The organism is Dactylosporangium salmoneum (genome assembly GCF_039532525.1).
Classification (GTDB): Bacteria; Actinomycetota; Actinomycetes; order Mycobacteriales; family Micromonosporaceae; genus Dactylosporangium; species Dactylosporangium salmoneum.
The window spans coordinates 104,500-114,180 of sequence record NZ_BAAARV010000102.1 but is presented as its reverse complement, the minus strand read 5'-3'; the positions used below and the strand labels follow the sequence as shown (position 1 = coordinate 114,180).

At 73.5% G+C, this 9,681-nt stretch carries 8 protein-coding genes; 6 read left to right on the top strand and 2 right to left on the bottom strand.

From position 1 onward, the window contains the following. A partial coding sequence (locus tag ABD352_RS49260) for a hypothetical protein (protein WP_344619574.1) occupies nucleotides 1-1,109 on the bottom strand: 1,109 nt, incomplete at its 3' end. Between the two features lie 24 nt (nucleotides 1,110-1,133). Between ABD352_RS49260 and ABD352_RS49255 the strand changes: the two genes are divergently transcribed. From ABD352_RS49255 to ABD352_RS49245, 3 genes are all read left to right on the top strand, one after another. Then, entirely contained in the window at nucleotides 1,134-1,670 is a 537-nt protein-coding gene (locus ABD352_RS49255) for an acyl-CoA thioesterase (protein WP_344619573.1), read from the top strand. A gap of 37 nt (nucleotides 1,671-1,707) precedes the next feature. Beyond that, nucleotides 1,708-2,277: a hypothetical protein gene (locus ABD352_RS49250; RefSeq protein WP_344619572.1), complete on the top strand. Its 570-nt coding sequence runs from the start codon at nucleotides 1,708-1,710 to the stop codon at nucleotides 2,275-2,277. 100 nt (nucleotides 2,278-2,377) lie between these two features. After that, entirely contained in the window at nucleotides 2,378-4,339 is a 1,962-nt protein-coding gene (locus ABD352_RS49245; protein WP_344619571.1) for an acetoacetate--CoA ligase, read from the top strand. Here ABD352_RS49245 and ABD352_RS49240 read toward each other — a convergent pair. Then, nucleotides 4,336-5,010 (bottom strand): TIGR03089 family protein, encoded by a 675-nt coding sequence (locus ABD352_RS49240; RefSeq protein ID WP_344619570.1) that lies wholly within the window; start codon nucleotides 5,008-5,010, stop codon nucleotides 4,336-4,338. The genes ABD352_RS49245 and ABD352_RS49240 overlap by 4 nt on opposite strands. Before the next feature lie 58 nt (nucleotides 5,011-5,068). Here ABD352_RS49240 and ABD352_RS49235 point away from each other — a divergent pair, with 58 nt between their 5' ends. The 3 genes from ABD352_RS49235 (at nucleotide 5,069) to ABD352_RS49225 (ending at nucleotide 9,676) form a co-directional block, all read left to right on the top strand. Beyond that, nucleotides 5,069-7,141: an N-acetylmuramoyl-L-alanine amidase gene (locus tag ABD352_RS49235; protein WP_344619569.1), complete on the top strand. Its 2,073-nt coding sequence runs from the start codon at nucleotides 5,069-5,071 to the stop codon at nucleotides 7,139-7,141. Nucleotides 7,142-7,317: 176 nt separating this feature from the next. Beyond that, nucleotides 7,318-8,472: a glycosyltransferase family 4 protein gene (locus tag ABD352_RS49230; RefSeq protein ID WP_344619568.1), complete on the top strand. Its 1,155-nt coding sequence runs from the start codon at nucleotides 7,318-7,320 to the stop codon at nucleotides 8,470-8,472. A 100-nt stretch (nucleotides 8,473-8,572) separates the two neighbouring features. Beyond that, nucleotides 8,573-9,676: a mannose-1-phosphate guanylyltransferase gene (locus ABD352_RS49225; protein WP_344619567.1), complete on the top strand. Its 1,104-nt coding sequence runs from the start codon at nucleotides 8,573-8,575 to the stop codon at nucleotides 9,674-9,676. Nucleotides 9,677-9,681: the final 5 nt, after the last annotated feature.

Below are 9,681 nucleotides of genomic sequence, written 5' to 3'. Positions count from 1 at the left end.
GCGGGCGCGAACGGCGCGGCGACCGGGCGCGGCGGCCCGGCCGGATCGAACCGGCTCGGCGGCACGGCCTGTGGCGAGCCCCCGGGCGGCACCGGCGGGAAAGGCCCCGGCGGCGACCCGGCCGCAGGCCCAGGCCCGGAAACCGGCGCCCCACCAGCGCCCGGCCCACCAGCGCCCGGCCCACCGGCGGGACCGGCGAACGCGGGAGGCCGGGAAACCGGAGCCGCGCCGGGGAACGCGGGAGGCCCGGCAACCGGAGCCGCGCCGGGGAACGCGGGAGGCCCGGCAACCGGAGCCGGGCCCGGGAAGGCCGGAGCGCCATGACCGGCCGCAGCCGCACCAAAAGCAGGCGGCCCGGAAACAACAGGCGGGCCGGAAACGGCAGCAGGCGGCCCGGAGACAACAGGCGGGCCGGAGACGACGGGCGGCCCGGAGACCACCGGGGGCACCGGGGGACCGGACGTCGGGAACCCGGCCGGCGGCACGGGTTGCGTGTCGTCGCTGGCCCGGTAACCCGCCGCGGCCGAGGGCAGCACCGTGGTCGAGGCGGCCGGGAACGCCGTAGTGGGCGAGCCGGCATAGGCGGGCCGGGCGACGGGCGGGGCGGCGGCCGGCCCCTGGCCCAGCCGGTACTCGTGCACGTCGGGCGAGTCGACCGCGGACTCCGGCGCCAGGGGCACCGTCCGCGGCCAGGCCCGCCAACGCTTCACGCTCGCCGCGGCGACCAGCAGGGCCACGCCCAGCACGGCCGTCGTGCCGTTGCGGATGGGGCCGGTGAGGTCGGCCGTCACGAAGCCGAGGTCGAGGTCCTTCGGCAGGCTCTTCATCGCCGACAGCGGGTCGATGAAGAGGCTGACATATGTGGCCAGGAGGGCCAAGCCGGCGACGATCGGGCCGACGGGGGAGATGCGCAGGGTGGCGATCAGGCCGATGAGGAGGCCGGCGCCGAGCAGGTACGCGGCGGGCACGAGCAGGTCGACGGAGTCGAAGGCGCCGCGACTCAGCCACTTGTCCACGGTGCCCGTGGATTTGGGTTGACCGATGGCGATCAGCAGCCACGCAATCGGGGCGATCAACATCCCCGCGATCAGGCTTCCGACGTGTCGCATGGGTCGCACCGTACCGTCTTTGGCATGACCGAGCACACCGGCCGACCGCCCAGCCGTCCCACTGGTTACTCGCGGGTCACGCTGAGCCGGATCATGACCGCAGTCGACGTGAATCTGTACGGCACGGTCCACGGCGGCGTGATCATGAAATTCATCGACGACGTTGCCGGTGCGGCGGCGGCGCGGCACAGCGGAGGGACGGCCGTCACCGCCTCGATCGACGAGATCGCCTTCCTCGAGCCGCTGCGCGTCGGCGACCTCGTGCACGCGTATGCGCAGGTCAACTGGACCGGCACGACGTCCATGGAGATCGGCGTGCGGCTGGAGGCCGAGCGGTGGGACGAGGTGAGCGAGGGGGAGCCGGTCGTGGTGGCCACCGCGTACCTCGTGTTCGTCGCGGTCGACGCGGACGGCAAGCCGCGGCCCCTGCCCGCCGTGGTGCCCGACTCCCCGAAGAACGAGGGCCGCTGGCGAGAGGCAGAAATCCGACGCGAGCACCGCCTGGCGCGCCGCGAGGCCATCCAGCGCCACCGGGAAGAGCAGCGGCAGAGAGAGAAATAGCCGGGAACACGCCGCCGCACACCGGACAAGAAGAGGTGTGGACGGCGGGAGCACCAACATCGACGACGCGGCGGCCCAGGCCGAGATCGACAAGGAGGCGGCCGAGCCGGCGAGCATGTACCGCCCGACGCCGGTCTTCCTGGCGAGCCTGCCGGCGGACCCGCAGCAGCTGCTGACCTACCTGCGGCAGTGGGTCCATGACACATACCCCGACCGCCCCGCGGACAGCATGATCTGGAAGGACGCCTACGAGCTGATCCACTACTCGGAGCCGTTCTGGACCCCGCAGCAGCGCGCCGCGATCTACAAGGCGCTGGGCGCGATGCCCGACGTCAAGGCGACCACGGCGACGATCGCGGGCACCGGGTACGACCTGGTCTGCATGGTGCGCACCGACGTCGGCCCGGGCGACCAGGCCGACTGCCTCCTGTTCGAGTCGGCCACCGGGCGCTTCGCGGGCGACGCGACCGCGGGCACCGGCATGGCGCTGACCGCGGCCACGGTCGACCTGGTCGACTACGGCACCCAGCCGCGACCGGCCCCCGGGGTCAAGCCCACCGTGGACCCGAGCCTTCAGGGCAGCCACGCGCCGAAGCCGAAGAAGTGAAATAAGGCAAGTCGCACGTGTGGGCGCCACACCGAAGCGAGGGCTCGCATAGGGGGCGTCCACACTGAGCGAACGTTTTGGCGTGCCGCAAGATGGTCTCATGGCGAAGATGCTCTGGCAGCCCCCGGCGGACGTGCTCGATCGCACCCGGATCGGCGCCTTCGTGCGGTGGCTGGCGGAGCACGGCCGCAGCTTCCCCGAAGGCGACTACCAGGCGCTGTGGCAGTGGTCCGTGGACCACCCGGGCGAGTTCTGGCAGGCGATCTGGGACTACTTCGAGGTCATCGCCCACGAGCCGCCGACCGCGGCGCTGGCCGACGCCCACATGCCGGGCGCGAAGTGGTTCCCCGGCGCGCGGCTCAACTACGCCGAGCACGTGCTGCGCATGCCCGGCGTCGCCGACGACGAGCCGATGGTTCTCGCCTGGTCGCAGACCCGGGAGCCGGTCACCCTCACCGCCGCGCAGCTGCGCGAGCAGGTGCGCCGGGCCCGGGCCGGGCTGCGGCGGCTGGGGGTGGGGCCGGGCGACCGGGTGGCCGCCTACGCGCCGAACATCCCCGAGACGTTCGTGCTGATGCTGGCGACGGCCAGCCTGGGGGCGATCTTCTCCAGCTGCGCGCCGGAGTTCGGCACCCGCTCGGTGGTCGACCGCTGGCTGCAGATCGAGCCGAAGGTGCTGGTGGCGGTCGACGGGTACCGCTACGGCGACAAGCCCATCGACCGCGACCCCGAGGTGGCGGCCATCCGGCAGGCGCTGCCCTCCCTGGAGCACGTCGTGCGCATCGGGTACCTGGACCCGTCCGCCGGGAACTGGGCCGACCTGGTCGCGGAGACCGACGAGCCGCTCGAGTTCGCCGCGGTGCCGTTCGGGCAGCCGCTGTACGTCCTCTACTCCTCCGGCACCACGGGCCTGCCGAAGCCGATCGTGCACGGGCACGGCGGCATCCTGCTCGAGCACCTCAAGATGCTCGCCCTGCACCACGACCTCGGCCCCGGCGACCGGTTCTTCTGGTTCACCACGACCGGCTGGATGATGTGGAACTACCTCGTCTCCGGCCCGGCCGTGGGCGCCGCCGTGGTGCTGGTCGACGGCAATCCGGCCCACCCCGACCTCGGCTGGCTGTGGCGGGTCGCCGAAGAGAGCGGGATGACGTACTTCGGCACGTCCGCCCCGTTCCTGCTCTCCTGCCGCAAGACCGGCCTGGTGCCGAAGGACTTCGCCGACCTGAGCCGGCTGCGCGGGGTCGGCTCGACCGGCGCGCCGCTGCCGCCCGAGGGCTTCGAGTGGGTCTACGAGGCCGTGTCCGACAAGGTGCTGCTGGCGTCGGCCTCGGGCGGTACCGATGTCTGCACCGCCTTCGTCGGCGGGGTGCCGCTGCTGCCGGTGCGGGCCGGCGAGATCGCCTGCCGGGCCCTCGGGGCGCGGGTCGAGGCCTACGCCGCCGACGGCACGCCCGTGGTCGGCGAGCTGGGCGAGCTCGTGATCACCGCGCCCATGCCGAGCATGCCGGTCGGCTTCTGGGGCGACGAGGACGGCTCCCGCTACGCCGACGCCTACTTCGGCACCTACCCGGGCGTCTGGCGGCACGGCGACTGGATCACCATCGACCCCACCGGCGCCTGCGTGATCACCGGCCGCTCCGATGCCACCCTCAACCGGGGCGGCGTGCGCCTGGGCACGAGCGAGTTCTACTCGGTCGTCGAAGGGCTGGACGAGGTCGTGGACTCCGTGGTGGTACACCTGGAAGACCCCGAGGGCGGCGCCGGTGAGCTGCTGCTGTTCGTGGTGCTGGCCCCGGGCGTGGCGCTGGACGACGCGCTGAAGGCGCGCATCGCGCGGGAGCTGCGCACCGCGCTCTCCCCGCGCCACGTTCCCGATCAGGCTTTCCAGGTGGATGCCGTACCGCGGACGCTGTCGGGCAAGAAGCTCGAGGTACCGGTGAAGCGAATCCTCACCGGCACCCCCATCGAGTCGGCGGCGGCCAAGGGCGCGCTGGTCAACCCCGAGTCGCTGCGCTACTTCGCCGAGATCCGCGCCAAGCGGGTGGCCGACGGCGTCTAGAACCGCTCGGCCTGCTCGGTCGCGGCCCGGGCGGCCAGCTTCTCCGGGTCGCTGTTGACGCTGAGCACGATGCTGGCGCCGGCCGCGAGCGGTGCGATCAGCCACTCGACCGGGTCCGGGTGGGCGACCGCGTCGATGAGCACCCGCCCGCCCGGCAGGGCCAGCGCGCGGCCCCTGGCGACGAGGTCCTCGGTGCCGCCAGGGTCGGCGGGCCCGGAGAAGTGGTCGCCGAACTGCCGCACCTCGGCCACGTAGTCGGCCCAGCCCGTCGGCACGCCGCCGCGCATCGGCAGGCCCATGGGGGCCAGGCCCAGCACGTACCGGTCGGCGGGGCCGGGCGCGCCGGTCTCGGCCGCGGCCAGCGAGGCGAACTCGACGTCGGCGCCCGCCGCGGTCGGCTCGCCGTAGGCGACGCTCAGGCCGGCCGTCCAGGCCCCCAGCAGGATCGCGGCGGTCTGCCAGTGCGCGGGCAGGCGCACCGCGGCCACGTCGCCCGGGCCCAGGCCGCAGCCGTCGACCAGCAGGTTGGCCGTCTTGGCGACCCAGTTGGCCAGCGTGGCACCGGACAGCTCGGTCCGCTCGCCGGTCGAGTCGTCGTAGAACGTCAGGAACGGAAGTGACGGGTCCTTACCGACAACTGCCGCAAAGAGTGAAGGAATTGTATTACCCATATGTCCGAAAATTCCCTTCCATAGCATTCCGCTCGAGCCACGAGAGGATGGGAGCGGGATGGGCGTCTGGGCAACGCGACGATACCGGCGCGGCAGGGTGCTCGCCGCCTCCGGCTGCGCCCTGGCCCTGCTCGGCGGCCTGACCGCCGGCGGCGCCACGGCCCGCCCGTCCGACCCGCCGGTCGCCTCCGACGGCCTGACCGCGCCGATCGAGTGGGCCAACCCGGCCGCCAAGGCCCCCGGCGGCGCCGGCGTGCCGACGCACATGACCCGCGTGGAGCTCGGCGACTTCGACCGCCCGGCGGCCGGCGCGATCGCGTCGCACAGCCCGCTCGCCGGCGCCCCGCTGGCCGAGGGGTACCACCGGACCACCCGCAGCCGCACCCTCACGATCACCCGGTCTGCCACCGCCCCGTTCAGCGCCGTCGGCGTCACCTGGCGCGAGACCGGGCGGGTCGCCGGCGTGAGCGTCGCGGTCCGGGCCCACGCCCCCGGCGGCGACTGGGGCCCGTGGCAGGCCGTCGGCGCCGGCGAGGCCGACCGCGACCCGGTGACGGTGCCCTCCAGCGGGCGGCCCGGCGCGCGGCCGAGCCCGTCGCCGGGCGCCGGAACGGCCGAGCGCGGCGGGGCCGACCTGGTGTGGGTGGGCCGCAGCGACGGCGTGCAGATCGCGGTGAGCACGACCGGCGCGCCCGCGCCGCACGACGTCGCCGCCGACCTCATCGACCCGACCGACTCGCCCGGGGACGCCGCCGCGGCGAGCCCGGAGGACGCCTCGACCGCGCCGCGCCCGTCCATGCCGGCGATCAACTCCCGGGCCTCCTGGGGCGCGAACGAGCAGATCATGGGCTGGCGGCCGCAGTACGCCCCGCTGGTCAAGGCCGTCGCCCTGCACCACACCGCGACCGGCAACGACTACGCCGAGTCGGACGTGCCGAAGATCCTGCGCTCGATCTACGAGTACCAGACGGTCAGCCGCGGCTGGGGCGACATCGGCTACAACGTGCTCGTGGACCGCTTCGGCCGGCTCTGGGAGGGCCGCTCCGGCGGGCTGAGCCGTCCGGTGGTGGGCGCCCAGGCGGGCGGCTTCAACACCGGCACCGCGGGCATCGCGATGATCGGCGACTACCGCACCACGCCCGTCCCGCCGGCCGTGGTGGAGGCCGCCGCGCAGTACACGGCCTGGAAACTTTCACTGAGCCAGGCCATCGACCCGCGCGGCAGCGTGACGCTCACGGGGGGCGGGTCGACGTCGAAGTACCCGAGCGGCACCACGGTCACCGTGCCCCGGGTCTTCCCCCACCGCCAGACCAACCCGACCGAGTGCCCGGGCGCGAAGGGGATGGACGCGCTGCCGGCCATCCGCGACCGCGCCGCCGCGCTGCTCGGCGACCTGGTCAAGCCGGGCACGGTGCGCGCCCGGCTGGCCGCCTACCGGCCGGCCGACGGGACCGTGCGCGTGGCGGGGTCGCCCGACCCGATATTCACTTCGGGGCCGAACGAGATCGCGGTGCCGGCCGACTACGACGGCGACGGCCAGTCGGACATCGCCACGTGGTCGCCGACCACCGGCAACTGGACCATCCTGCTGAGCGGCTCGGGCCGCACGACCGTCCAGTGGGGGCTGCCCGGCGACGTGCCGGCCCCGGCCGACTACGACGGCGACGGCAAGGCCGACCTCGCGGTGTTCCGGCCGGCCAACGGGGTCTGGTACATCAAGGGCGTCGGCGAGCTGCAGCTCGGCCAGCCCGGCGACCAGCCCGTGCCCGGCGACTACACCGGCGACGGGCGGGCCGAGCCGGCGATCTGGCGTCCGTCCACCGGGCTGTGGGCCATCCGGGCGATCCGCGAGTGGCAGTTCGGCGAGCCCGGCGCGATCGCGGTGCCGGCCGACTTCAACGGCGACGGCGTCATGGAGCCGGCCGTCTGGTCCCCGATGACCCAGCAGTTCACCATCGACGGCCAGGCGTCGGTGAAGCTCGGCGACCCGGGCGACACGCCGGTGCCCGGGCAGTACGACGGTGACGGCCGGGCGGATGCCGCCGTTTACCACGACGGGCGGTTCGATGTGCGCGGCGTGGGCAAATACGAAGTGGGCGCGCCCGGCGACGTAGCCATGCCGTTGTACTGAGAACCGTTGTACTGAGAAGTAGTGTTCACGCCCCGCGATGAACTGAACACGTGAGTTGATTCAGGCTGAATCCTGGGTGGAACTCACGTCGCTAGTCGCGTCGTGGACATCGATCATCGGCGGAACGGGCGTAGTCTCTGACCGAGACGTGCATCGAGTCCAGAAGGAGTCGCCAAGTGACCCCCGGCCGCCCGCCCCGCGTGCTTGTTGACGCCACGAGTGTCCCAGCCGACCGAGGCGGTGTAGGGCGCTACGTCGACGGCCTCTTAGGCGCGCTCGGCGCGCTCGAAGCCGATCTCGCGGTCGTCTGCCAGCGCACTGACGCCGAGCGCTACGGCCGGCTCGTGCCCAACGCGCGGATCATGTCCGCGCCCGCCGCGGCGGCCCACCGCCCGGCCCGTCTCGCGTGGGAGCAGACCGGCCTGCCGATCCTCGCCCAGCAGGTCGGCGCGCAGGTGCTGCACTCGCCCTTCTACACGTGCCCGCTGCGGGCCGGCTGCCCGGTCACGGTGACCGTCCACGACGCCACCTTCTTCACCGAGCCGGAGCACTACGACAAGTCCCGCCGCACGTTCTTCCGCTCGGCCATCAAGACGTCGCTGCGGCGCGCCAACCGGGTGATCGTGCCCAGCAAGGCGACCCGCGACGAGCTGATCCGGCTGCTCGACGCCGACCCGACGCGGATCGACGTGGCCTACCACGGGGTGGACCCCGAGGCCTTCCACGCGCCCAGCGACGACGAGAAGGCGCGCGTGCGGGCCCGGCTGGGGCTCGGCGCGCAGGAGTACATCGCGTTCCTCGGCGCCAAGGAGCCCCGCAAGAACGTGCCCAGCCTGATCCGCGGCTGGATCTCCGCGGTGCGCGACCGCGAGCACCCGCCCGCGCTGGTGGTCGCCGGCGGCCAGGGCCACGACGACGAGATCGACGCGGCCATCGCCGAGGTGCCGAGCCACCTGCGGCTGCTGCGGCCGGGTTACCTGCGCTACGCCGACCTGCCCGGCTTCCTGGGCGGCGCGGTCGTGGCCGCCTACCCCTCCTACGGCGAGGGCTTCGGCCTGCCGATCCTGGAGGCCATGGCGTGCGGCGCGCCGGTGCTCACCACGCCCCGGCTGTCCCTGCCCGAGGTCGGCGGCGACGCGGTCGCCTACACCGGCCCGAGCCCCGACGAGATCGCCCGCGACCTCGCGGCGCTGCTCGACGACACCGAGCGGCGCACGGCGCTGGCCAAGGCCGGCGCGGCGCGGGCCAAGGAGTTCACCTGGGAGTCCAGCGCCGAGGTGCACCTCGCCGCCTGGGCCCGGGCGGCGAGCCCGCGCGGCCTCGCCGGGTGACCCGGATAATCACCCTCCGAAGTCAGTTCAGGCGATTCTGGTAATGAATGCGATACCCTCAAGTTGTGGAAAGGTGGCCCGCACTGGGCATGATGAGGCCGTGTTCTACGCGGTGATCCCAGCAGGCGGCAGCGGCACGCGGCTCTGGCCGCTGTCGCGAGCAGGCCATCCGAAGTTCCTCCACGCCCTGACCGGCACCCCGTTGTCGCTGCTCCAGGCGACGTACGGGCGGCTGGAAGGCCTGGCGACGCCCGAGTGCACCTTCGTGGTGACCGGGGTGGCGCACGCGGCCGCGGTCGCCCGCCAGCTGCCGGGGCTGCCGGAGGGCAACATCCTCGTCGAACCCACCCCGCGCGACTCGTGCGCCGCGATCGGCCTCGCCGCCGCGGTCATCGCCCGCCGCGACCCGCACGCCGTGATGGGCGCCTTCGCCGCCGACCAGCTGGTCCGCGACGTGCCGGCGTTCACCGACACGCTGCAGCGGGCGATCCAGGGCGCCGAGGACGGCCTGCTGATGACCATCGGCATCACGCCGACCCACCCGGAGACGGGCTACGGCTACCTGCACGTCGGCGAGCGCGTCGGCGCGGGGGACGTGTGCAAGGTCGCCGAGTTCGCCGAGAAGCCCGCCATCGACGTCGCGCAGCGGTACGTGGACTCGGGGGAGTACCTCTGGAACGCCGGCATGTTCGTGTGGCGGGTCGACGTGTTCCTCGACGAGCTGGCCCGCCAGCAGCCGGCCCTGCACGACGGCCTGCGCCGCATCGCCGAGGCCTGGGACACCCGCGACCGCGAGGAGGTCCTGGCCGAGATCTGGCCCGGGCTGACCAAGATCTCGGTCGACTTCGGGGTGATGGAGGGGGCCGGCCGCGCCGGGCTGGTCGGCACCGTCCCGGGCAACTTCGGCTGGAACGACGTGGGTGACTTCCACACGCTCGGCGAGCTGCTGGAGACCGACACGGCCGGCAACGTGGTGGTGGAGCTCGACCCGTCCTCGCCGGCCAAGCCCACGGTGCTCATGCAGGACGCGGAGCGCGTCGTGGTGGTGCCGCGCTCGGGCCGCCTGGTGGCCGCGGTGGGCGTCAGCGACCTGATCATCGTGGACACGCCGGACGCGCTGCTGATCTGCCCGCGGGCCCGCGCCCAGGACGTCAAGAAGCTGGTCGACTCGCTGAAGGAGCGCGGCTCGAGCGAGTTGCTCTGAGGCGA